General features: G+C 42.9%; 23 protein-coding genes. 6 read left to right on the plus strand and 17 right to left on the minus strand.

Annotated features, from left to right (window positions below):
- Positions 1-102 precede the first annotated feature (102 nt).
- Genes QL984_RS12605 through yjjG form a run of 3 tightly spaced genes read left to right on the plus strand, consistent with a single transcriptional unit; the run spans position 103 to position 2288 of the window.
- Positions 103-1002, plus strand: coding sequence for a phosphoribulokinase (locus QL984_RS12605; RefSeq protein ID WP_008114793.1), 900 nt, complete (start codon positions 103-105; stop codon positions 1000-1002).
- A gap of 60 nt (positions 1003-1062) precedes the next feature.
- The gene (gene yjjX, locus QL984_RS12610) at positions 1063-1602 is read left to right on the plus strand and encodes an inosine/xanthosine triphosphatase (RefSeq protein ID WP_024601200.1); all 540 of its coding nucleotides are present in this window, start codon (positions 1063-1065) and stop codon (positions 1600-1602) included.
- A gap of 11 nt (positions 1603-1613) precedes the next feature.
- Positions 1614-2288 carry a pyrimidine 5'-nucleotidase gene (yjjG, locus tag QL984_RS12615; protein ID WP_138764654.1) on the plus strand — a complete coding sequence of 225 codons (675 nt, stop codon included), beginning with the start codon at positions 1614-1616 and terminating at the stop codon, positions 2286-2288.
- A 103-nt stretch (positions 2289-2391) separates the two neighbouring features.
- On the opposite strand, the gene lpxC is transcribed toward yjjG, so the two are convergent.
- From lpxC to mraZ, 16 genes are all read right to left on the minus strand, one after another.
- Positions 2392-3303, minus strand: coding sequence for a UDP-3-O-acyl-N-acetylglucosamine deacetylase (gene lpxC, locus QL984_RS12620; RefSeq protein WP_013464062.1), 912 nt, complete (start codon positions 3301-3303; stop codon positions 2392-2394).
- A 106-nt stretch (positions 3304-3409) separates the two neighbouring features.
- Complete coding sequence (ftsZ, locus tag QL984_RS12625) at positions 3410-4663, minus strand: cell division protein FtsZ (RefSeq protein ID WP_024601202.1); 1254 nt, start codon at positions 4661-4663, stop codon at positions 3410-3412.
- Between the two features lie 21 nt (positions 4664-4684).
- Positions 4685-5917, minus strand: coding sequence for a cell division protein FtsA (gene ftsA / locus QL984_RS12630; protein WP_013464060.1), 1233 nt, complete (start codon positions 5915-5917; stop codon positions 4685-4687).
- A gap of 13 nt (positions 5918-5930) precedes the next feature.
- Positions 5931-6692 carry a cell division protein FtsQ/DivIB gene (locus QL984_RS12635; protein ID WP_013464059.1) on the minus strand — a complete coding sequence of 254 codons (762 nt, stop codon included), beginning with the start codon at positions 6690-6692 and terminating at the stop codon, positions 5931-5933.
- A 1-nt stretch (position 6693) separates the two neighbouring features.
- Positions 6694-7614, minus strand: coding sequence for a D-alanine--D-alanine ligase (locus QL984_RS12640; protein ID WP_036956003.1), 921 nt, complete (start codon positions 7612-7614; stop codon positions 6694-6696).
- Positions 7611-9020, minus strand: coding sequence for a UDP-N-acetylmuramate--L-alanine ligase (gene murC, locus QL984_RS12645; protein WP_216712925.1), 1410 nt, complete (start codon positions 9018-9020; stop codon positions 7611-7613). The genes QL984_RS12640 and murC overlap by 4 nt, the downstream gene beginning before the upstream one ends.
- A gap of 42 nt (positions 9021-9062) precedes the next feature.
- Positions 9063-10139 (minus strand): undecaprenyldiphospho-muramoylpentapeptide beta-N-acetylglucosaminyltransferase, encoded by a 1077-nt coding sequence (gene murG, locus QL984_RS12650; protein ID WP_128583519.1) that lies wholly within the window; start codon positions 10137-10139, stop codon positions 9063-9065.
- A complete protein-coding gene (gene ftsW, locus QL984_RS12655; protein ID WP_008465286.1) occupies positions 10136-11311 on the minus strand; it encodes a cell division protein FtsW in 1176 nt (391 codons plus the stop codon). The genes murG and ftsW overlap by 4 nt, the downstream gene beginning before the upstream one ends.
- Positions 11308-12642, minus strand: a complete 1335-nt coding sequence (gene murD / locus QL984_RS12660; protein ID WP_128583520.1) for a UDP-N-acetylmuramoyl-L-alanine--D-glutamate ligase — start codon at positions 12640-12642, stop codon at positions 11308-11310. The genes ftsW and murD overlap by 4 nt, the downstream gene beginning before the upstream one ends.
- Positions 12643-13725 carry a phospho-N-acetylmuramoyl-pentapeptide-transferase gene (gene mraY, locus QL984_RS12665; RefSeq protein WP_008110692.1) on the minus strand — a complete coding sequence of 361 codons (1083 nt, stop codon included), beginning with the start codon at positions 13723-13725 and terminating at the stop codon, positions 12643-12645. It lies immediately after the preceding gene.
- Complete coding sequence (murF, locus tag QL984_RS12670) at positions 13719-15107, minus strand: UDP-N-acetylmuramoyl-tripeptide--D-alanyl-D-alanine ligase (protein WP_008110694.1); 1389 nt, start codon at positions 15105-15107, stop codon at positions 13719-13721. The genes mraY and murF overlap by 7 nt, the downstream gene beginning before the upstream one ends.
- Positions 15104-16582: a UDP-N-acetylmuramoyl-L-alanyl-D-glutamate--2,6-diaminopimelate ligase gene (murE, locus tag QL984_RS12675; RefSeq protein ID WP_171046553.1), complete on the minus strand. Its 1479-nt coding sequence runs from the start codon at positions 16580-16582 to the stop codon at positions 15104-15106. Before murE ends, murF begins: the two co-directional genes overlap by 4 nt.
- Positions 16575-18392: a peptidoglycan glycosyltransferase FtsI gene (locus QL984_RS12680; protein WP_013464053.1), complete on the minus strand. Its 1818-nt coding sequence runs from the start codon at positions 18390-18392 to the stop codon at positions 16575-16577. The genes murE and QL984_RS12680 overlap by 8 nt, the downstream gene beginning before the upstream one ends.
- Positions 18389-18715, minus strand: a complete 327-nt coding sequence (gene ftsL, locus QL984_RS12685; RefSeq protein WP_008110697.1) for a cell division protein FtsL — start codon at positions 18713-18715, stop codon at positions 18389-18391. Before ftsL ends, QL984_RS12680 begins: the two co-directional genes overlap by 4 nt.
- Complete coding sequence (rsmH, locus tag QL984_RS12690) at positions 18712-19650, minus strand: 16S rRNA (cytosine(1402)-N(4))-methyltransferase RsmH (RefSeq protein ID WP_138764655.1); 939 nt, start codon at positions 19648-19650, stop codon at positions 18712-18714. The genes ftsL and rsmH overlap by 4 nt, the downstream gene beginning before the upstream one ends.
- A gap of 28 nt (positions 19651-19678) precedes the next feature.
- On the minus strand, positions 19679-20137 hold the full coding sequence (gene mraZ / locus QL984_RS12695; RefSeq protein WP_008110699.1) for a division/cell wall cluster transcriptional repressor MraZ: 459 nt from the start codon (positions 20135-20137) through the stop codon (positions 19679-19681).
- 575 nt (positions 20138-20712) lie between these two features.
- On the opposite strand from mraZ, the gene QL984_RS12700 reads away from it, so the two are divergent.
- The 3 genes from QL984_RS12700 to QL984_RS12710 are packed head-to-tail and all read left to right on the plus strand — an operon-like array spanning position 20713 to position 21732.
- Positions 20713-21030 (plus strand): hypothetical protein, encoded by a 318-nt coding sequence (locus QL984_RS12700; RefSeq protein ID WP_013464052.1) that lies wholly within the window; start codon positions 20713-20715, stop codon positions 21028-21030.
- A gap of 5 nt (positions 21031-21035) precedes the next feature.
- Complete coding sequence (locus QL984_RS12705) at positions 21036-21476, plus strand: hypothetical protein (RefSeq protein ID WP_028834441.1); 441 nt, start codon at positions 21036-21038, stop codon at positions 21474-21476.
- Positions 21477-21489: 13 nt separating this feature from the next.
- Positions 21490-21732, plus strand: a complete 243-nt coding sequence (locus QL984_RS12710) for a hypothetical protein (protein ID WP_008110702.1) — start codon at positions 21490-21492, stop codon at positions 21730-21732.
- Between the two features lie 22 nt (positions 21733-21754).
- Here the strand turns inward: QL984_RS12710 and QL984_RS12715 are convergent, their stop codons facing one another.
- Positions 21755-22600 (minus strand): pirin family protein, encoded by an 846-nt coding sequence (locus QL984_RS12715; RefSeq protein WP_090494728.1) that lies wholly within the window; start codon positions 22598-22600, stop codon positions 21755-21757.
- Between the last annotated feature and the right edge of the window lie 30 nt (positions 22601-22630).

Below are 22630 nucleotides of genomic sequence, written 5' to 3' on the forward strand. Positions count from 1 at the left end.
TTAATTTTAAGCACCTCATGATAACGTTATTTACTGATGACGTCACTTGACCTAAGTCAGTCAACTCTTTATAACTAACGGGTCATAAAAAAGAGAACAAACATGTCAGCTAAACACCCTATTATTGCAATCACCGGTTCATCTGGAGCGGGCACAACAACCACCACTAACGCCGTGAAGCATATTTTCCGTAGCCTTGATATCAATGCGGCATTTATCGAAGGTGATAGCTTTCATCGTTATACACGTCCTGAAATGGACAAAAAAATTCGTGAAGCACAGCAAGAAAGTAAACACATTAGCTATTTTGGCCGAGAAGCTAACGACTTTGGCGCCTTAGAAGACTTATTTACTAAATACGGTGAAACCGGCGAAGGAAAACTTCGTCGTTATTTACACACCTTTGATGAAGCCGTGCCTTACAACCAGTTACCTGGGACATTTACCCCATGGCAAGAACTTGAGCAAAATACAGATCTGATGTTTTACGAGGGTCTACATGGCGGTGTAGTTGATGAAGATCATGATGTTGCTAAACATGTTGATTTACTCATTGGCATGGTGCCTATTATTAACCTTGAATGGATCCAAAAGCTCATTCGCGACACCTCAGAACGCGGCCACTCTCGTGAAAAAGTCATGGACTCTATTGTGCGCAGTATGGATGACTACATTAATCATATAACGCCGCAATTTTCTCGTACCCATATTAACTTTCAGCGAGTCCCCACCGTTGATACTTCCAACCCATTTAGCGCTAAAGATATCCCCTCCCTTGATGAAAGCTTTGTTGTGATTCGCTTTAGGGGGATTGATGATGTTGATTTTCCGTATTATTTGCGGATGATTGAAGGCAGTTTTATGTCGCGTATAAACACCTTAGTGGTGCCTGGTGGTAAAATGGGTCTCGCGATGGAACTGGTGCTCACGCCTCTAATAAAAGATATTATTTTGAAAAAACGCGCCTTAGCAAAGTTAGCCCCGCCTGAAATTCCTATTTAGACTCTTTTTTGTGAACCCTAACTCACGTACACTGCTGATTTTAAGTATGACGAGTTTAATATGTCGCAATCAATTAAAATTATTGTTGGGTCTAAAAACCCAGTAAAAATCAATGCCGCTAAACATATTTTTGCGATGTATTTTCCTGAGCGTGTAATCGAATGTAGTGGTGTTCACGCGCCCTCAGAGGTACCCGATCAACCCTTAGGTGAAGAGCAAACCTGCTTAGGGGCACAAAATCGCGTTAATTACTGTAAAAACCACTATCAGGCAGACTACTATGTGGCGATGGAAGGTGGTGCAGCGCAATTTAGTTATGGTGCGGCAACCTTTGCCTATGTAGTTATTGATAATGGCGCACAGCAAGTTACAGGCCGAAGCAGTAACTTACCCCTGCCCACTGTGTTTTATAAAGCATTGCTTCAAGGTGAAGAGCTTGGTGACGTGATGGATAAAGCCTTTAATACCACCAATATTAAACAGCAAGGGGGTGCTATTGGCTTGTTAACTGATCATCATGCAACACGAGAAAGTACCTATACTCAAGCGCTGACACTCGCCATGGCGCCTTTTCTTAATCCCACTCTATATAATCAATAACGGATGTTTTAATGAAGTATAACTACGTATTATTTGATGCCGACGAAACCTTATTTAGCTTTAATGCCTTTGCTGGCCTTAAAAACATGCTAGCAACCTATGACATGGATTTTACCGGGGCAGATTATGCCCATTATCAAAACACCAATAAGTCATTATGGATTGCTTATCAAAACAACGAGATCACCTCAAGTCACTTACAAGTAACTCGTTTTAGCGAACTGGCAAATAAACTAGATGTGCCAGCTCAACAGCTCAATGATGATTTTTTATCAGCAATGGCCGAAATTTGTATGCCTTTACCCGGCGCCGTTGAATTATTAAATGCCCTTAAACCCCATGCCAAGCTGGGCATTATTACCAATGGTTTTTCTCAGTTACAAGCACGTCGCCTAGCGCATACAGGGCTGCAAGATATGTTTGACTGGTTGGTTATTTCTGAGCAAGTCGGCATTGCTAAACCTGCAAAAGAGATATTTGAGCACACCTTTAACTTAATGGGTAATCCACCGAAAGAGCAAATTTTAATGGTCGGTGATACCGCCAGCAGTGATATTCTTGGCGGTCAAAATGTGGGAATTGACACTTGTTGGCTGCAACATCCTGGCGTGAACTTGCCAGAGGGAATTAAACCAACATATCAGGTAACCCAGCTTAAACAGTTGCAAACTATATTAGGACTTTGATAATAAAAGCCTGAGTGTAATTTAGCTGTTTAGCTAATTAACAAACAAAAAAATGACGCTAATAAGCGTCATTTTTTATAACTGTATATAAGTGATTAACTAATTAGGCGTTAGCTAGCTCAAGGCCGGGTGCAGGCATCGTCACAGGCGTTTCAAAGGTTGCCCACTCCCATGCTGACTCTGTTGCCATAATTTTGCGTAGTAACTTATTATTTAAATCATGGCCTGATTTAAATGCGGTTACTTTGCCTAAAAGGTTGTGACCTGTCATAAACATGTCACCTACACAGTCTAGTATCTTATGCTTGACGAACTCGTCTGCGTAACGCAAACCATTCGGATTTAAAACTTTAAATTCATCAAGTACCACTGCGCTATCCATGCTGCCACCTAGTGCTAGGTTGTTCGCATGCATGTATTCAATGTCTTTCATAAAGCCAAAAGTACGCGCACGGCTTATCTCTTCAGTAAAGCTTTGTGCCGTAATATCTAAACCAACACGTTGGCGGCTTTCATTGATTGCAGGGTGATCAAAAGCAATTTCGAAATCGATGTGGAATCCGTCGTAAGGTTCTACTTCGGCCCATTTATCACCTTCTTCAATACGTACTTTTTCTTTAATACGAATAAAGCGTTTTGCAACATTTTGCTCTTCAATGCCGCCTTTTTGTAATAAATAAATGAATGGCAATGCACTACCATCCATTATTGGTACTTCTGAGCTATCAAGTTCAACAATTAGATTGTCGATACCCATTGCCGCAACCGCCGCAATTAAGTGCTCAGTAGTCGATAAGCGAACGCCATCTTTGTTAATTAAACAGGTACACAATTGCGTATCGCCAACGGCTTCAGGTGTTGTTTCAAAATCAACAACCGGATCAAGGTCGACACGACGAAATACAATCCCAGTATTTGCGCTCGCTGGTCGGAGAGTTATTGTGACCTTCTCACCTTTATGAAGTCCAATTCCTATGGCTTTGACTACTTGTGCAATCGTACGCTGTTTAATCATAGGTTCGCTCACTTTAGTATATATTACAGTTAGACGGCGGAGTGTAGCATAAATACGGTATAACTACAATATTCGTTCACATTTCGCACAAAAGTACTGTTTTTTATTAATCTGCTTGTTTACGTAAAAAAGCAGGGATGTCGAAATAATCGCCACCTTCAGATTTATCTGTTTTCTTAGCACTGCTTGACGACGTATTCGCTGAAGAACTTGAAGAGCTCGTCGATGTGCTTTGCTCTTTTGATTCTGTTTGCGTAGTCGTTGCAGGCTCTTCTGTACTTGCGCCTTGGCTTGCAAAGCTAGGAACATACATGCTGCTGCTTGTTTGCGTGCTTGAACTGGCTACATCAGAACCTGATGCTTTTTTAAAGCCATTATCTACAATACCAAACTGTGGACGACGATCGCCGCCTAAGCCAGTTGCAACAACCGTTACACGTAGCTCGTCTGTCATTTCAGGGTCGATTACCGCACCCACAACCACCGTTGCGTTTTCAGACGCTAGCGCCTTAACGTGATTACCTACGATTTCAAATTCTTCAATCGCGATATCCATGCCGGCAGTAATATTAACCAAGATACCTTTAGCACCGGTTAAATCAACGTCTTCTAGTAATGGGCTTGAAATAGCCGCTTCTGCTGCTTCTTGTGCACGATCAGGACCCGAGGCAGATGCAGTCCCCATCATGGCTGTACCCATTGCAGACATAACAGTACGTACGTCGGCGAAATCCACGTTAATTAGACCCGAGCGTGTGATTAGCTCAGCAATACCCTGTACCGCACCAAATAATACGTCATTTGCTTTAGCAAACGCATCCAGTAAAGTTGTCCCTTTACCTAATACTTTTAGTAATTTGTTATTTGGAATAGTAATTAACGAGTCCACGATTTCAGACAATTCGCTAATCCCCTGCTCTGCAGCAGCAGCACGTTTTTTACCTTCAAAATCAAATGGACGCGTTACAACTGCCACGGTTAGAATGCCCAGCTCTTTAGCAATTTTAGCCACGACTGGCGCTGCTCCGGTCCCTGTACCGCCGCCCATACCTGCCGCTATAAATACCATATCGGCGCCTTCAAGGCTGGCACGAATCGTTTCTGCGTCTTCTTCAGCCGACTGACGGCCTACTTCAGGGTTTGCACCCGCACCTAACCCAGAGGTTATTTGCGTACCTAATTGTACCGTTACATCAGCGGCTGAATTACGTAATGCTTGTGCATCCGTATTCGCTGCAATAAAACGAACACCTTCTATTTGTTGTTTTACCATGTGCTCAACTGCGTTACCGCCGCCGCCACCAACACCGATTACTTTTATTACAGCTTCTTCGCTGTGTTGTTCCATTATATCAAACATATTTACTCTCCGACTTGAGTACTAAAACTCGCCTTGAAACCATTTTGTGATGCGGTTCCACCAATTATTATTATCATCCGCTTTCGACTTTTGTGCATTCATCGACTGCATAGTACGCCCGTATTGTAACAAACCTACAGCGGTTGCGTACGATGGATCATCAACATAATCAGTTAAACCTACTACACCAATTGGTTTACCTATTCTTACTGGCATCTGAAAAATATCTTCAGCCACTTCCATTGCGCCAGTCATTTTAGCAGTTCCGCCAGTAATGACGAGACCTGCTGCAATTTGGTCTTCTAATCCTGAACGACGAATTTCTTCCATCGCCAGTTCAAATAATTCTCTAAAACGTGGCTCAACCACTTCTGATAACGTGTGCCTAGACATCAGTCTTGCTGGTCGCCCACCTACGCTTGGCACTTCAATCGTGTCTTCGCTGCTCGCCATTTGGCTACTTGCACAGGCATATTGTACTTTGAGTGACTCAGCATGTGATATAGGTGTACGAAATATTTTTGCAATATCACCGGTTACTTGGTTACCTGCCACCGGAATAACCGCCGAATGACGCAGCGCACCATTAATATAAATAGTGATATCCATAGTACCACCACCAATATCAAGCACCGCAACACCTAACTCTTTTTCGTCATCCGTCAGTACGGAATAACACGAAGCAAGCGCTGTGAATATAAGTTGGTCAACTTCAAGCCCGCAACGTTCAACACATTTTTCTATATTTTTAGCCATGTCGTTGGAGCAGGTAATAATGTGCGCGCGTGCTTCCATGCGCACACCGCTCATGCCGAGTGGGTTTTTAATCCCCTCTTGCATGTCAATGCTGTACTCTTGCGGCAAAGCATGCAACATTTTGCGTTCAGCTGAAATTGGCACTGAACGAGCAATGTGTATTACATTTTCAATGTCTTCATCGGTTACTTCGGTGTTATTAATAGCCACAACACCGCTTTCGTTCTGACACTGAATATGCTTGCCAGAAATACCCAAATAAACCGAGCTAATACGACAATCAGCCATCAATTCGGCTTCATCTATAGCGCGGCGAATAGACTCAGACACTAAATTTAAATCGTTAACACCGCCTTTATCCATTCCATGAGATACTTGGCTCCCCACGCCAACAATGCTGAGCTTGTTATCTGTGGTGATTTCACCTACCGTGGCCACTACTTTAGAAGTGCCAACGTCTAATCCAATCACTAGGTTTCTTTCTGCTGACTTAGTCATGCCTTACTCTTTATTATAATTGCTGTTCTTGCAGTGGCTTATAGCTCACTGCAAGGCCGGTATCGTAGCGTAAATCAATTGCATCTATCTGTGCATCAGCACGTTTTTCTATACGTGAATAAACGTCTATAAAACGTTGTACACGTTTGGCTTTATCTTTGCGTCCTAAATTTAAACGCACACCGTTATCTAACCAAAGTTGCCACGAAAACCGCTCAGATAGCGCAAGGCTAGTGAGCGTTAATGCATTGACTTTGAGCATTTCATCAAACTGTTTAAACGCTACCCATGCTTCTTTTTCACTGCCCTCTGGCCCATATAGTTGGGGTAAAGTGGCACTTAATTTATCACTTTTTGCTTCAAACGCGTCACCGCTTTGATTAATCAGCAAGTCACTATTCCAGTGAGCAACCGCTTGATGTTCTACCACGTAAACTTGAATGGTATCAGGCCATTGCTTTCTTACCGATACCGTTGCAACCCAAGGCAGCTCTTGTACTAAATGCTGAACTTGCTTTACGTTTAGCTCAAAAAAACTGCTTAAATCTGCTTTTTTTATTGCCGCTGTTATTGCTTTTTCATCGGTGTACTTAGGGTTCCCCAGCACCGTTAAATGCTTAATTTGTGCATCTTTATTTTCAACTAACCAGTGCGAAACCCCACTGGTTATTTCAATTAACCCTATCACCACGGCTAGAAAAAAACTCACTCCAAAAATCAGCGACCAGTTAAGTTGCTGTTTTAGTTGCTGCGCTTTCTCTAAAAAGGGATGCATATTAAAGGGTTTGCTCCAAAATGCGAACAACTAATTGCTCAAAACTTGCCCCGTTGGCTTTTGCTGCCATTGGCACCAATGATTTTTCTGTCATGCCTGGTACGGTATTCACTTCTAGTAAGTAAAAATGTCCTTGTTCATCTTGCATCGCATCGACTCGTCCCCAGCCACTTGCACCTACTAAATCAAACGCATCAAGCGCCATCGCTTGTAATTTTTGAGTATCCGATGGTGATAAATCAGCAGGGCAATGATATTGCGTACTACTTGACTGATATTTAGCTTGGTAGTCATAAAATCCGTTTGGGGTGCTCATTTCAATCACAGGTTGTACTTCATCACCCAAGACCGTAATGGTAAATTCACGACCCGTGATCCACTGCTCTACCAATACTTGGCTGTCGAACTTAAATGCATTAGTGAGCGCATCTTCAAGTTCTTCTGCAGAGCTTGCTTGCGCCATACCGATACTGGAGCCCTCGTGCGATGGCTTAACCATTACCTTTTTAAATTGCGCCATAATGGCATTGGCATCAAAGCCTTTTTTAGCATCAACCACGGCATAAGGTGCGGTGCTTAAGCCTGCCGATTTAAACAAATGCTTACAACGAATTTTATCCATTGCCAGTGCCGAACCCAGAACATTACTGCCGGTATACGGCAGGTTCATAAATTCTAGAGCACCTTGTACCGTGCCGTCTTCACCACCACGCCCATGTAAAGCAATAAAAACGCGATCAACGTTTAACGACTTTAATTCCCATAACGAACGATTTTGTGGATCAAACGCTATCGCATCAATGCCAACGTCTAAGAGCGCATTTAATACCGCTTGACCAGATTTTAATGACACGTCGCGCTCTGCTGAGTTTCCACCTAGCAGCACCGCTACTTTACCAAACTGGGAATTTACCTGCGTCATACTTCACCTTGCTTTAATTTTTCTATCGACATATTCGTGGCTGCTAAATTTTTAACTAGCTGACCTATGTTACCCGCACCTTGTGTGAGCACTAGGTCGTTATTTTGTAGGCAGTTGGCAAGTACACCCGCAAGCTCTGAGCTTGAGGCTACATGTAATGGCTCTTTGCCACGCTGGCGCAAACTACGGCATAAACTCTTACTATCAGCGCCAACAATCGGCTCTTCGCCAGCACTGTAAACATCGAGTAATAAAAGCTGATCAACCTCAGCCAATACCTTAACAAAATCTTCGTATAAATCGCGAGTACGCGTATAACGGTGCGGCTGATACACCATCACTAAACGCTTATCAGGCCAGCCTTCCCGTGCTGCGGTGATGGTAGCAGCCACTTCTGACGGGTGATGACCATAGTCATCAACAAGCATCACGCTGCCGCGTTCATTTTCAAATTCACCGTAGTGCTGAAAACGACGGCCAATACCTTCAAAAGTATCTAAAGCCGCTAAAATTGCATGATTCGCAATATTTTGATCTTTAGCCACGGCAATCGCTGCGGTTGCATTAAGGGCATTATGTTTACCCGGCATATTCAGCTTGGCGGTTAAACTCTCACCTTGTTTATTAGTCACCGTAAATTGGCATGTGTTCGCTGTTTGGCTAAAGTCACTCATTCGATAATCAGCCTCGTGTGACTCACCATAAGTGATCACCGGACGACCAAAACGGGGGATCAATTCAGCAGCAACGTCTGAATCAATACACACCACCGCTAACCCGTAAAACGGCAGGTTATGAATGAATTCAACATAAGTATCTTTCATTTTTTCTAAACTACCGCCGTAGGTTTCCATGTGATCTTCTTCAATATTAGTGATCACCGACACCATAGGCTGTAAGTGCAAAAATGAGGCATCGCTTTCATCTGCTTCGGCGATTAAAAAGTCACTTTTACCTACCTTAGCATTGCTGCCAGCACTGTTAAGCAAACCACCAATAATAAAGGTTGGATCGAGCCCGGCTTGTGCATAAATGCTCGCAATTAAGCTGGTTGTGGTCGTTTTACCATGGGTGCCCGCAATGGCAATACCGTGGCGAAAGCGCATCAGTTCAGCTAACATTTCTGCACGACGAACCACCGGAATACGCGCAGCTTGCGCGGCTTGAATTTCAGGATTTGTTTTATCTATTGCACTTGAAACCACCACCACATTGGCGTCTTTTACGTTATTTTCATGATGGCCAATAAATACTTCAGCACCGGCTTTAATTAAACGCTCAGTCATTGCGCTGTGAGCTATATCTGAACCGGTAATACGGTAACCTTCAAAAGCAAGTACTTCTGCAATGCCGCCCATGCCTGCACCGCCTATTCCTACAAAGTGAATAGTTTCAATGCGGCGCATCGCTGGGCGTGTATATTTTTCTTTTGCTAATGTCTGTTTCACTTATGTTCTCTTATTTGTTACTTGCTCACAGTGCATCGCTACGCTTGCTGTGGCATCTAAAATAGCCTGCTGTTTTGCTTTGCCAGCCATTTTAGTTATTAATAAAGGTTCGGCTAAATAGGGGCTTAAAAGTTCAACAATACTGCGCTTATTAAATTGCCCCTGTGGCATTAATAACGCCCCCTCTGCCATTACTAAATACTGTGCATTGGCTGTTTGATGATCATCAACCGCGTGTGGAAACGGCACAAATACCGCCATTTTACCCGCTGCGGCAATTTCACTTACCGTAAGCGCACCCGCACGACAAATCACAATATCTGCCCAGCTATAAGCGGTATCCATATCATCAATAAATTCAGCAACGGTCACTTGCTCATTGCCCATTTGTTGCTGCTGGTAACTTTCACTTACACTAGCAAGGTGCCCTTTACCGGTTTGATGCCAAATATTAATGGCACAAGTATCATTCAAGCGCTTAAATGCTTCTGGCAGTGTTTGGTTGAGTACTTGCGCACCTAACGAGCCACCCACAACAAGCATATTGATTGGGCTTGATACTTCCCGCTTAGGTATATCAACCACACTCTGACGCACAGGGTTACCCACCAGCTCAGCCTTTCCACTGGCAAAAGCACTAGGGAAAGCCGCTAACACGCGATTCGCAAATTTCGCTAGCCATTTATTGCTCATGCCTGCTACGGCATTTTGTTCGTGAATCACCAAAGGAATACCTAGGCTTTTTGCCGCAATACCTGTTGGGCCAGTTACATACCCCCCCATTGCTAAAACGACGTCAGGGCGTTGTTGTTTTAATACCTTACGCGCTTGCAATATTGCATTAATAACCATGAATGGCGCTTTAATAAGGCGTTTTAAACCATTCCCTCGCACGCCTTTTACATCAATAAAATCAATTTCTATGTTGTGCTTGGGCACGACACTGGCTTCCATTCTATCTGGGGTGCCTATCCAGCTAACTTGCCAACCTTGCTGTTTGAGATAATCAGCAACGGCAATCCCTGGAAAAATATGTCCACCTGTGCCCCCTGCTACAACGACTATTTTTTTACTCATCGCTTAGCTCCACCTGACGTGGCTTGTTTCGTTGCCATCTTGGTCTCAAAATCTACACGTAATAAAATACCGGTTGCTATGGTCATCATTAATAAACTTGAGCCACCATAAGAAATAAACGGCAAGGTTAATCCTTTGGTTGGCAAAATACCGGCACTGGCGCCCACATTAACCATGGTTTGAAACGCAAACCAAATACCAATTGCTAAGGCTAAGTAGCCTTCATATTCTTTGCCGTTTTTAAGCGCGTTTTGGCCAATGAGTAAAGCTCTAAATACTAAAGTACCGAGTACCATTAAAATGCTCAGCACCCCCATAAAACCTAACTCTTCAGCAATAACAGCAAAAATAAAGTCGGTGTGCGCTTCTGGTAAATATTGTAATTTTTGTACGCTGTTTCCTAGGCCTTGGCCAAACCAATCGCCTTGACTATAAGCCATTAGTGATTGCACTAATTGGTAGCCTTTGCCAAAAGGGTCATCCCAAGGTTCTAAAAAGCCAACCACACGCGCCATACGATATGGCTCTAACACAATAAGCCCAACCACTAGCGCAATACCGGTTAAAATAAGTGCAAAAAACTGCCAAAGCTTGGCACCGGCTAAAAACAACAAACCAACCGTAGTAACAAACATCACCACCACAGTCCCTAAATCGGGCTGCATTAAAATAAGTGCTGCATAAACTGCAAATACCGCTATGGGTTTAGCAAAGCCTTTTATGTTTTCTTGAACTTCATTGCGCTTACGTACTAAGTAGCCTGCGATATAACTAAAGAAGAACAACTTAGCGAGCTCCGAGGCTTGAATATTAAACGGTCCTACGGGTATCCAGCGGGTCGAACCATTGACTTCACGTCCTACAATAAGTACCACTAATAACAGTACTAAACCGATTAGTAATAAATAGGGGTTAGCTTTTTTCCACCACGACATAGGTACTTGAGTACTAATGCAAAATAAACAAAACGATAGCCCTAAAAAAATGCCATGGCGGATAGTAAAATGATAAATATTACCAAACAGTCTATCGGCTGTCGGCATTGAGGCACTGGTTACCATCACAAAGCCCACACCAATCAGCATTAGCATGCAATAAAGCAGTGGCACATCATAAAGCTGCGCTGAAGGTTTAGGGGTGAGAGCCTCTTTAATATCCGCAAAAGCAATCATGACTGCCCCTGCAATACACATTGCACAAAATCATCGCCGCGTTGCATATAATTGTTATACATATCAATGCTGGCACAGGCAGGTGCGAGTAAAACGGTATCGCCCGATTTACTTAATTGCTTTGCAAGCGTCACAGCCTCAGACATATTATTGGTTAAATGACCTTTAGCACTGAGTGCCACTAAATCTTTGGCATCTTTACCAAAACAAATCAGCGCTTTTACATGCTTTTCAATATAAGGCTTTAACACCTCTAAATCCGCACCTTTAGCATCACCACCAGCAATCACGACTAGGTTTTTGTGCTTACCCGCTAAACTATCTATTGCCGCCACTGTTGCGCCTACATTAGTGGCTTTAGAGTCGTTAAAGTATTTAACGCCATTAAACTCACCCACAAACTGACAACGGTGCGCTAAGCCATTAAATTGAGATAATGCGGTTTTGTAATGCGCCTTAGTAATTGTAAATGGGCTGAGTAACGCCATCACTGCCAAGGTATTTAAATAGTTATGCTTACCCACAACGGCTAAAGTATTTACTGGTAAATAAGCTTCGTCCTTTACCATAAAGTACGCTTCGTTATTGTGCTGTGCTAAGTGGTAATTGCCTTGTGTTTCACCAAAGCTCAGTTGTGGTGCTAACGTGCGACTCACAGGGTGTGTTTGCTTATCGTCAGCATTAATCACTATGTGTTCAGCACCATTATAAATACTTAGTTTTGAATCTATATAGGATTGGTAACTATCATAACGATCGAGATGATCTTCTGAAATATTAAGCACGGTTGCACTGGTGGTTTTTAGGCTGCGTGTGGTATCAAGCTGAAAACTCGATAGCTCTAATACAAATACATCAAAGTCACCGTCAAGCAAATCCAGTACCGCTGTGCCAATGTTGCCACCGAGTGCCACCTTATAACCTGCGGTTTTTAATACTTCGTAGGCAAGTGTTACTACGGTTGATTTACCATTAGAGCCGGTTACAGCAACGACTGGTTTGCTATTAATGCGCGCAAATAACTCAACATCACCAATCACTTCAACGCCTGCGTTAATTGCCTTAACAATTGCTGGTGTTTTTAAGCTCAGCCCAGGACTAATAATAATCATATCGCAAGCACTGAGCGCCGCATTTTCTAGGTCACCAAAGTGAGTTTTTAATTGAGGTGCGTGCTGATTGAGCCAATCAACACCTGGCGGATTCTCTCTGCTATCGACCACATAAGGCTGTATTGATTGAGATAATAAAAAACGCACAATGCCCAGACCGGTTACACCGAGTCCGAGCACTGTTATGTGTTTATTTTTTATCTCGTTTAAATACTGCATTTATCGGATCTTTAATGTCGCAAGGCCAGCGAGTACCAGCACAATAGAAATTATCCAAAAGCGCACAATAACGCGTGGCTCCGGCCAACCTTTAAGTTCGTAATGGTGATGAATAGGCGCCATTCTAAAAATGCGTTGCCCACGTAATTTGTAAGAGCCAACTTGTAAAATTACCGATAGCGCTTCCATTACAAACACGCCCCCCATAATAATCAGTAACAGCTCTTGGCGAACAAGTACGGCAATAATCCCCAATGCACCACCCAGTGCTAATGAGCCTACATCGCCCATAAATACTTGCGCCGGATACGTGTTAAACCATAAAAAACCTAACCCAGCCCCTACAATAGCGGTACATACCACAACCAACTCACTCGCCAGTGGTAAATGCGGAATATGCAAATAAGCCGAAAAATTAATATTACCCGTTAAGTAAGCAATAATGGCCAGTGCTGCAGCCACTAAAATAGTAGGTACAATGGCTAAACCGTCTAGACCGTCGGTTAAATTAACCGCGTTGGACGTGCCCACCAACGCAAAGTAGGTGATCACGATATAAAACAGCCCCAGCTGTGGCAGTACATCTTTAAAAAATGGCACAACAAGAGATGTTTCTGTCGCTTGTGTGCTGCTCATGTAAAGCGCAGTGGCTACAACCAGTGCAATTACCGATTGCCAAAAGTATTTCCACTTTGCAATAAGTCCTTTTGGATCTTTGCGGATCACCTTACGGTAATCATCAATAAAGCCCACAATACCTAATGAGCCAATTACAAATAAAGTGGCCCATACGTATTTATTAGACAAGTCTGCCCATAATAATGTGCTGGTAAAAATAGCTCCTAAAATAAGTAAGCCACCCATGGTCGGTGTACCCGATTTAGATAGGTGCGATTGCGGACCATCATCACGTACTGTTTGCCCTATTTGCATGCGTTGCAACGCACGAATTAACTTAGGACCAAAATACAACGACATCATCAATGCGGTTAAAATACCTAAAATGGCACGCAGGGTTAAATACGAAAAAACATTAAAGCCACTATAATATTGAGTTAAATACTCAGCCAGCCAAACTAACATGATGATACTCCATTGATGGCTTGTTGCTGGCCATTAACTAAATCGGTTACTAAAAGCTCCATGCGAGAACTGCGTGATCCTTTCACGACAAGGGTAATTTTTTTATCTACTTTGCTAATGCTGTTTTGAATTTGCTGCAGCATTTGCTCACGATTAGAGAAATGGCGATTTGGCAGCCCAAATACATCACTGGCACATTTACTTAATACTCCGAGTGTAAATAACTCATCAATGCCTTGCGCTAATGCGTATTCACCGACTTCTTGATGATATTTACGGGCATCTTCGCCAAGTTCACCCATATCACCGAGTGCCAAAATACGATGACCTTGAATATCACTAAGTAAATCAATCGCAGCTTTCACCGACTTTACGTTGGCATTGTATGTATCATCGATAATGGTGAGTGAATCACTGGCTTCAATTAGGTTAACCCGTCCTTTAACTTCACCCATTGTCGCTAACGCGCTGGCAATGTCCTCAAGTGACACGTCAAACTCACTTGTTAACGCCGCAGCAATAAGCGCGTTACTAATATTGTGTTTACCTGGCAGTGCTAACTTAACCGGCACACTGTGTTGCTTGGTGCACAAAGTAAAGCTTGCGCGAGCTTGTGCATCTAGGCTGATGTCTTCAGCCCAAATATCGAGCTTTTCACTACTCGAAAAACATTTAATATTGCGCGTTGCTAACTTATCAAGCCAATATTGACTAAAGTCACTATCACAATTGACGATGGCGATGCCATCCTCTTTTAATCCGTCGTAAATTTCACCTTTTGCTTGTGCCACACCTTGCAGGCTACCAAAGCCTTCCAAGTGGGCAGCAGCAACATTACATACCACAGCTACATCCGGTTTGGTCATCGCGGTGGTGTACGCAATTTCACCTATGTGGTTAGCGCCTAATTCAATAACCGCAAAGCGATGTTGTGGCTCTAATCTGAGTAAAGTTAACGGTACGCCAATGTCGTTGTTAAAATTACCTTTAGTGGCTAATACATCCCCTTTACTTGATAAAATAGCGGCACACATTTCTTTAACTGTTGTTTTACCTACACTGCCAGTAATAGCGATAGTTTTAGGTGCAACTTGCGCCATCACTGCTGTACCAATTGTGCCTAATGCAATACGGGTATCGGCAACTACAAATTGAGCAATATCGGTATCAACAGCGTGATCGACAATCACGCCTATAGCGCCTTTTTGTTTTGCTTGTTCAATAAATTTATGGCCATCAAAATTTGGGCCCTTAAGCGCCAAAAACACTTCACCATCACACAAAGTACGGGTATCGGTGTTTATATTTATCACCTTGCGATTATCACCTTGATAATCGGTTGCTAGCACATTAGCTAGCCAATCAAAATCCATTGGGATCATGCTTGAGACCCTCTTACTGCTTTTTTTAATTGTTGTTGTACAAATTGGCGGTCGCAAAAATCGATGCGTTTATCGCCTATAATTTGATAGTCTTCATGCCCTTTACCGGCAATTAAAATAACCTCACCGGCTTTTGCGTTATCTATAGCAAATTGTATCGCGGCACCGCGATCGGCCTCTAAATGAGCGTTTTCTGGATGCTCTAATCCCGCAGCTACATCATTAATAATGTCATTAGGGTCTTCAGAGCGTGGGTTATCACTGGTAATGATCACTTTGTCTGCAAACTGCTCTGCAGCTTGTGCCATTAGTACACGCTTTCCTTTATCTCTGTCGCCGCCACAACCAAACACACAACTCACGCCACCTGGTACATGTTGCTGCAGCGCTTGTAACGCTAAAGCCAACGCATCTGGCGTATGCGCATAATCAACAACGCAAGTAGGCATACTTGGCGCTGTAAATGCTTGCATCCTGCCGGCTACCGGCTGTAAATACTCACATCCTGCTACTAACTGTGTTAATGGATAGCCTAGCGCTAATAGCGTTGCTAACGCAGCCGTTAAATTATAAAGATTAAATTCACCAAACAGCGGTGATTTTATGGCAACATCACCCCAGCTAGTAGTTAATTGCGCCGAAATACCGGTTGCTGAATACTGAACATCTGAAAAATACACAAACTGTGCATTTTTAGGGGCTAAGTTTTTACGGCCATAACAAATAAGACTATTAAAGCTGTATTTTTCAATCCATTGCTCTGCTTGTCCGTCATCCTGATTAAGAATGACATGGTCAGCATCAAAATCACGAAACAGCATTAATTTAGCATCACCATAGCTTTGCATATCGCCATGGTAATCTAAGTGATCGCGCGACAAGTTAGTAAACACTGCAGCTTTAAAATAGCATTGATCAACACGGTGCTGTACCAAACCATGCGATGACACTTCCATAGCAACCAATTGGTGTTGCTCATTTTTTAAGTCGCTTAAAATACGCTGTAAATCGACTGCTGAAGGCGTAGTATTTTGCAGTGGTGTTAAGTTATCTGGATGGCCGTAACCTAAGGTGCCAATAATAGCGGCTTGGGTATGACAAAATTGCGCTAAATGAGCAATCATTGCTGTGGTAGTCGATTTACCATTGGTGCCCGTTACGCCAACTAAATCTAAGTGCTTGCTCGGTTGTTGGTAAAATTGACTCGCCAATACAGGCAGTTTCTTATTCAACTCTGAGACTAAATAAAGCGGCTCAAAATCACTTTCAAATTCACACAGTCTGTCGGCAATAATTGCACTGGCACCATTTTCAATTGCTTTACTAATAAAGTGCCCACCATCTAACTGGTGCCCTTTTATCGCCACAAACACATCACCTGGTTTTACATCGCGGCTATCTAAACGCAGCTCGTTTACCATTAAACGTGCTGCATCTATTTCTAAATGTTTTAAAATTGAGTGTAAATCACGCACCATCATCTTTGCCCTTCACGTATGCCACCGAGTCTTTGTCTGGGGCAACGTTTAAAATTCTTAATGAATTAGAGATTATTTCTGCAAACGCTGGACCTGCTGTTGCGCCGCCATAATAAACATCTCCACCGGGCTCGTTGATTAATACCACAACGGCTAATCGCGGGTTACTCGCAGGGGCAATGCCCGCAAAATAACCTACATATTCGTCACCATAGCCCCCTGCGGCGGCTTTTTTAGAGGTGCCTGTTTTACCAGCAGCGCGGTAACCATCCACTTTAACGCGGCGTGCGGTACCGCCTTCTTCAAATACGCTTTCCATCATATGGACAACGGCTTCAACATCTTCTTGTTGAAAGACACGCTCACCTTCAGGTATAGAATCTTGCTTTAGTACAGTAAGCGGACGATTAACCCCGCCTGCCCCTAACATGGCGTAAAAACGTGCCATTTGCGCGGTACTCACGGCAATATTGTAACCAAACGAGAGCGCTGCAATTTCGTGATCTGACCAACGGCGATTAGGGTAAAATAAGCCACTACTTTCGCCTACCATGCCAGTACCACTATCACTGCCAAACCCCACTTTTTGATACAGGCCCACAAAGTACTCTTTGGGTACTGTTTGGCTTATTTTGGTTACTCCCATATTACTGGAGTATTTTAAAATTTCGCGCAGCGTCATTTCGCCATGATTACGGGTATCTTGTACTAAGCTGCCCCCTAAGCGCATCCAGCCTGGGTAGGTATCAACTTTGTCATCCGGTTGGATTGTGCCGTAGTCTAATCCAGCTAAAATGGCTAGAGGCTTAACAGTTGAGCCGGGTTCAAACAAATCGGTAATAGCGCGGTTACGACGTTTATGAGGAGCCGCCCCGCTTAAGTTGTTAGGATTAAATGATGGGCTATTGACCATGGCCAAGACTTCACCGGTTTTAACATCTACTACCATGGCAGAACCTGAAGTCGCTTTATAAGTTAATACCGCTGATTTAACTGCTTTATAGGCAATGGCTTGAATTCGCTGATCAATACTTAGCTGAATGCTTTCAGGCTCTACTCGCTCGCGTTCATCAAGTACTTCAACTTCACGCCCTTGCGCATCTTTTCGAATGGTACGGCGACCTTCTTCACCGGTTAACGCATTTTCATAAAGCTTTTCTATGCCCTCAATGCCTTTACCATCAATATTGGTAAACCCAATAACATGTGCGCTTACTTCACCAGCAGGGTAATAACGTTTTGATTCATCCAATAAATGAATACCAGGTAGGCGTAAATCACCGATGTAATTAGCCACAGCGGGAGTCACTTGGCGTTTTAAATACACAAAGCGACGAGTAGGATCATCAAGTAATCGCGTGTTAATTTTACTAGGCTCAATGCGCAACACATCAGCCAATTCACGCCAGCGTAAATCATTTTTATAATACAGGGCGGTACGCTTATTTAACTCAGCAACATTTTCACGAAGCGTTTGCTGATCTTCACCGTTTTTGCGTGCTTGCCTAAGTACTTTACTAACCAGTGATTTATGCAGGGCTTTAGGATCCGCATACACGCTTACCACAGGCACACTAACGGCAAGCTCTTTACCGTTACGATCGAAAATCATCCCGCGTTGCACATGCAGTTTTTCAATCCGTACCGTACGTTTATCGCTTTCAGAGCGCGCTTTATCAGGTTCAATTACTTGCAAGTACGCAGCACGCGATACCAAGGTCACAAACACTAAAAAAATCACCGCGCACACTAAAATAAAGCGCCATGCTATTAGGTTATTGACTGGTTTTTTGCCTCGCATTCTCATTGTAATATAATTACCTGCTCATCTTGGCTGGTTGGCCGCTTCATTTCGAGTTGTGACGTTGCCACTTCTTCAATGCGCGCATGTTGTGAATAAAACTCTTCTTCCACTAAAAAATAACGCCATTCTAAATCCAATTCGTCACGCTCTTGGAGCAACGAATCTTGCTCAATTAATTGCGCTCGAGAGAGATGAGTTACTTGCACCACACTCAAGCTTGATGCGAATATCACAACCAACAAGGCCAAGGTGATCTTGTTCGCACCTAGGCCTTTAATTATTTCAAGAAATAAATTGGGTTGGCGATAGCTCGCTTTTTTACTCATCCCAACCTCTGTGCGATCCTTAGCACTGAGCTGCGAGAGCGTGGATTACGCGCCACTTCATCAGCACTTGGTTTAATAGCTTTACCCACTGCTTTTAACGTCAGATTTTTATTTATTTGTGCGTCGGTTAAAGGCAGACCTCTGGGTATCGCTTCTCCCTTACTCTGTTTTTTAATAAATTGTTTAACAATGCGATCTTCTAAAGAATGAAACGAAATAACCACTAAGCGACCACCCGGCTTAAGAACTTTAATCGCCGCTTGTAATGCCGTTTGAATTTCCTCTAATTCGCTATTGATATAAATACGAATAGCCTGAAAAGTCCGCGTTGCAGGGTGTTTAAACTTATCTTTCACCGGTACGGCTTCATCGACTAAATCAGCGAGCTGCTTAGTGGTAGTGATTGGCGTGTGTTCACGCACTTCTAAAATTTTGTGCGCAATGCGCTTACCAAATTTTTCTTCACCTAGCTTTTTGATCACATGAGTAATGTCATCTAATTCAGCCTCAGCTAACCACTGCGCTGCGCTGCGACCTGTACTTGGATCCATTCTCATATCGAGCGGACCATCTTTCATAAAGCTAAAGCCACGCGCTGCGTCATCTAGCTGCGGCGACGACACACCAATATCAAGTAAAATGCCATCAACCTGACCAATAAGATCGTTTTGCTCAGCTACCTCGTATAACTTTGAAAAACGAGAATGAGCAATTGAAAAACGTGGATCATCAGCAAATTTTTCAGCAGACTTTATCGCTTGTGGATCTTGGTCAATGGCCTGCAAACGACCGCTTCCACCTAAGCGCGCTAATATTTGCCCTGAATGCCCGCCACGTCCAAAGGTACCATCCATGTATATGCCGTCTGGCTTAATTGCAAGTGCATCTATGGTTTCGTCCATTAATACGGATACGTGTTCAAATTGCGCTGTCATTAGCTGTTATTTGCCTTTTATTTTGCTGCTAGAGGGTGAAGTTATCTAAATCGTCATTCGGTTCAAAATCACCGAGCCTTTCAAGCTCAGTGTCTTGGCGCATTTGCTCGTGCCAACGTGCTTCATCCCAAATTTCAAATTTATTCATTAAACCCACCAGCATAATTTTTTTGCCAAGTTCTGCATGTGAGCGCAATGAAGGCGCCAACAAAATTCGACCGTTTTTATCAAGCTGATATTCTGTCGCATTACCTAACAACATACGTTGCATCCGTCGTGCTCTAGGATTCATATTAGATATTTTTGCTAAACGGCTTTCTATTTCTAGCCATTCAGCAAGAGGGTATAACCAAAGGCAAGGCTCATTGAGTGCAACTGTGCAAATTACCGTTCCCTGATCTTCAGACAATAGCGTATCTCGGTACTTAGTCGGTACCGCAAAACGTCCTTTATCATCCAAACTCAGTGAACTTGCGCCACGAAACATAAAAAGCCTATTGTAAAATTATTTTAATCAACTTTTTGATTAACCCGATCCAGTTTGATCCACTAAACACCACTTTTTACCACAGTGCTCCAGTTTAGGGCTTGACAAGCCTTTTTGTCAAGTAAGTCACCCAGCTTTAGCACCCCGTGAAGCCTGAAAAAATAAGGCTTCGATTAAAGCGATTGAATTGTTTAATAAAAAATCTGATCAGCCAGTAAAAAATTTTTTATCGTGCTTTTTATTAGCTCGTTGGCATTATTTGCTTAATGAATAAACAGTGAATAATTACAATTTATTTGAGCCCTGCTGACCTTTGTGAATTAGAGTTTGGTCAAACTAGATGCAGTTTAATCGCGTCGCGAGGTTTGTAACTGAGTGGACAAAGAAAAAAATCAATCTCGAATGATCAACACGTCCTAGTTTGTAAAAATTACAAACTGTTGTCGCAATAGTTACAGCTATAAACCCACTCAAAATTCGTAAATAAAATACAATTCATATAAAACAACAGGTTAAAGACTGGTTTAATCATTGCATCTAAATAATTACTTTTAAAAAACTATTAAGGATTGATTATGGCTACGGCAACAAAGAGCAAAACTCCTATTGATGCAAAACAAGAGATTGAAGCACCGCTAACAGATAAAGCGACATCAGCAGCGCATGACGCAGTTGATGCATTATCAAGTAAAGCGGCGGTAGCTGAAAATGGTGTTCGTAAAGGCGCAAGCAGCTCAGCTGAAACGCTTAATGAAAAGCAGTTAGCCGCTCGTGAGAAACTAGCAGAGTGTTCGTCTAAAACGCGTCAACTCGCATCAGAAAACCCATTAGCAACGGCGGGTCTGGCGTTTGCTGCTGGTATGTTAGTTACAGCACTGTTTCGTCGTAAGTAATACTAATGCAAAACCAACACTCAACACCAAGTGAATCACAAGGGACAGATTCGCCGTCATCGGCAAAACACGCCGATGACTGGCAAGATCATGTTGCTAAGCTTGCTGATTATGCAGCGCAGCTCAAGGATGATTATCACCAACAAGGAAAGTTAACGCATCAGCTGGCTACAGCTGAGTGGAAGCTGTCGCTAAGATCCTTAGCACTGATCACCATTCTACTAGGATGTTTTGCCAGTGGCTTGGTGTTACTGTGGGTGGGGTTTTTAGGTATTGTAGGCTTTGCCACCTTTGATCTATTTAGCTCTATCTGGCTGAGCATTGCAGTGGTGATCAGCCTACAAATTTTATGCTTAGTTTGGCTGTGGCGAAACGCCGTTTATCTAAGCAAAAAAATTGGCTTTACTAAAACGCTAAATAGCCTAAGGCAGCTGCTTAAATTATAAGGCACACACTATTATGTTAATCAATTATTTGATCAACTCACCGAACGCTCGCGTGCAACAGCTAGATAAAGAAGTTGTTATGCGATCAGAGCTAAAACGTCAGCATCTTGCAGCTATAAAATACAGAGCCAAACGCTTTGCAGCAACAAAAGTGGGGCTCGCCAGTGCGTTTGCAGCTGGCGCTGTAGTTGAGTCTGCTAAAGGTGATGCTAACACGATAAAAAAATACACTTGGTTATTAAAGCTACTTGCTTAAAAGTCATTCGCGCATCGATTCATCACGACAATGAGCCAAAAAAACCATTTTGATAATCGCTAACAGCCTGGCGAATTTCAGCCTCGGTGGTCATTACAAAAGGTCCCATGTGCGCAATTGGCTGGTTAAGTGGATCGCCTGCGAAAATAAGAACCCCCGCCGCTTTCTTTGCCTGTAATGCAATGTCACTCAATGGTTCTAATATAAGTAACTTACCCGCATTAAACACGTCACCGGTCTGAGATATTAATGAGCCTGTATGAATATAAATCATCACTTTTTGCTGTTTTAAAGCCGGTAAATTAAGCCCTTCACCCGCAGGCAAAGCTACATCGGCTATAGCGCCATTAGCAGCTAAATTTTGTAAGCTTGCAGCCAATTGGTGTGATTCAAATTGCCATGTCCCTGCTAAGGCTTTAAGTGAAACACCTTGTTGATTAGTAAAACTCGGTGCTGGATGCTCTGTGGTATCTTGGTATTGAGGCTCACGCATTTTTTGAGCACTTGGCATATTGAGCCAAATTTGAAAACCATGTAAGCCTTGTTCAGCATCGGCAAGAGGCATTTCACTGTGCATAACACCGCTACCGGTACTCATCCATTGTACGTCACCCGCACGAATCGCCTTTTTGTTACCCATTTGGTCTTGATGTTCAAACCCGCCTTTTAAAATATAGGTAAAGGTTTCGATCCCCCTATGAGGATGAGGAGGAAAGCCACCAATATAATCACTTTCATCGTCAGATTTAAGCTCATCTATCATTAAAAATGGATCTAAATATTTACCATCAAATCCTGGAATACGACGAATATTAACACCATCCCCATCTTGGGTAGCATAAGCAGTTAGTACTTTGGTTATTTTCATTTTTTTTGCCTAAAATAGGTTAAGTAAAAG

It is taken from the genome of Pseudoalteromonas sp. APC 3495, assembly GCF_030407645.1.
GTDB lineage: Bacteria > Pseudomonadota > Gammaproteobacteria > Enterobacterales > Alteromonadaceae > Pseudoalteromonas > Pseudoalteromonas tetraodonis.

Bases quoted from the DNA above. Each gene is read 5' to 3' on its own strand.
- yjjX (WP_024601200.1), top strand. From the start codon at position 1,063: ATGTCGCAATCAATTAAAATTATTGTTGGGTCTAAAAACCCAGTAAAA.
- ftsW (WP_008465286.1), bottom strand. From the start codon at position 11,311: ATGATTGCTTTTGCGGATATTAAAGAGGCTCTCACCCCTAAACCTTCA.
- yjjG (WP_138764654.1), top strand. From the start codon at position 1,614: ATGAAGTATAACTACGTATTATTTGATGCCGACGAAACCTTATTTAGC.
- murD (WP_128583520.1), bottom strand. From the start codon at position 12,642: ATGCAGTATTTAAACGAGATAAAAAATAAACACATAACAGTGCTCGGA.
- QL984_RS12700 (WP_013464052.1), top strand. From the start codon at position 20,713: ATGGCTACGGCAACAAAGAGCAAAACTCCTATTGATGCAAAACAAGAG.
- murG (WP_128583519.1), bottom strand. From the start codon at position 10,139: ATGAGTAAAAAAATAGTCGTTGTAGCAGGGGGCACAGGTGGACATATT.
- lpxC (WP_013464062.1), bottom strand. From the start codon at position 3,303: ATGATTAAACAGCGTACGATTGCACAAGTAGTCAAAGCCATAGGAATT.
- ftsL (WP_008110697.1), bottom strand. From the start codon at position 18,715: ATGAGTAAAAAAGCGAGCTATCGCCAACCCAATTTATTTCTTGAAATA.
- QL984_RS12635 (WP_013464059.1), bottom strand. From the start codon at position 6,692: ATGCATCCCTTTTTAGAGAAAGCGCAGCAACTAAAACAGCAACTTAAC.
- rsmH (WP_138764655.1), bottom strand. From the start codon at position 19,650: ATGACAGCGCAATTTGAACACGTATCCGTATTAATGGACGAAACCATA.
- QL984_RS12605 (WP_008114793.1), top strand. From the start codon at position 103: ATGTCAGCTAAACACCCTATTATTGCAATCACCGGTTCATCTGGAGCG.
- ftsA (WP_013464060.1), bottom strand. From the start codon at position 5,917: ATGACTAAGTCAGCAGAAAGAAACCTAGTGATTGGATTAGACGTTGGC.
- murF (WP_008110694.1), bottom strand. From the start codon at position 15,107: ATGATCCCAATGGATTTTGATTGGCTAGCTAATGTGCTAGCAACCGAT.
- QL984_RS12710 (WP_008110702.1), top strand. From the start codon at position 21,490: ATGTTAATCAATTATTTGATCAACTCACCGAACGCTCGCGTGCAACAG.
- murC (WP_216712925.1), bottom strand. From the start codon at position 9,020: ATGCGCCGCATTGAAACTATTCACTTTGTAGGAATAGGCGGTGCAGGC.
- QL984_RS12715 (WP_090494728.1), bottom strand. From the start codon at position 22,600: ATGAAAATAACCAAAGTACTAACTGCTTATGCTACCCAAGATGGGGAT.
- QL984_RS12640 (WP_036956003.1), bottom strand. From the start codon at position 7,614: ATGACGCAGGTAAATTCCCAGTTTGGTAAAGTAGCGGTGCTGCTAGGT.
- mraY (WP_008110692.1), bottom strand. From the start codon at position 13,725: ATGTTAGTTTGGCTGGCTGAGTATTTAACTCAATATTATAGTGGCTTT.
- mraZ (WP_008110699.1), bottom strand. From the start codon at position 20,137: ATGTTTCGTGGCGCAAGTTCACTGAGTTTGGATGATAAAGGACGTTTT.
- QL984_RS12705 (WP_028834441.1), top strand. From the start codon at position 21,036: ATGCAAAACCAACACTCAACACCAAGTGAATCACAAGGGACAGATTCG.
- QL984_RS12680 (WP_013464053.1), bottom strand. From the start codon at position 18,392: ATGAGAATGCGAGGCAAAAAACCAGTCAATAACCTAATAGCATGGCGC.
- ftsZ (WP_024601202.1), bottom strand. From the start codon at position 4,663: ATGTTTGATATAATGGAACAACACAGCGAAGAAGCTGTAATAAAAGTA.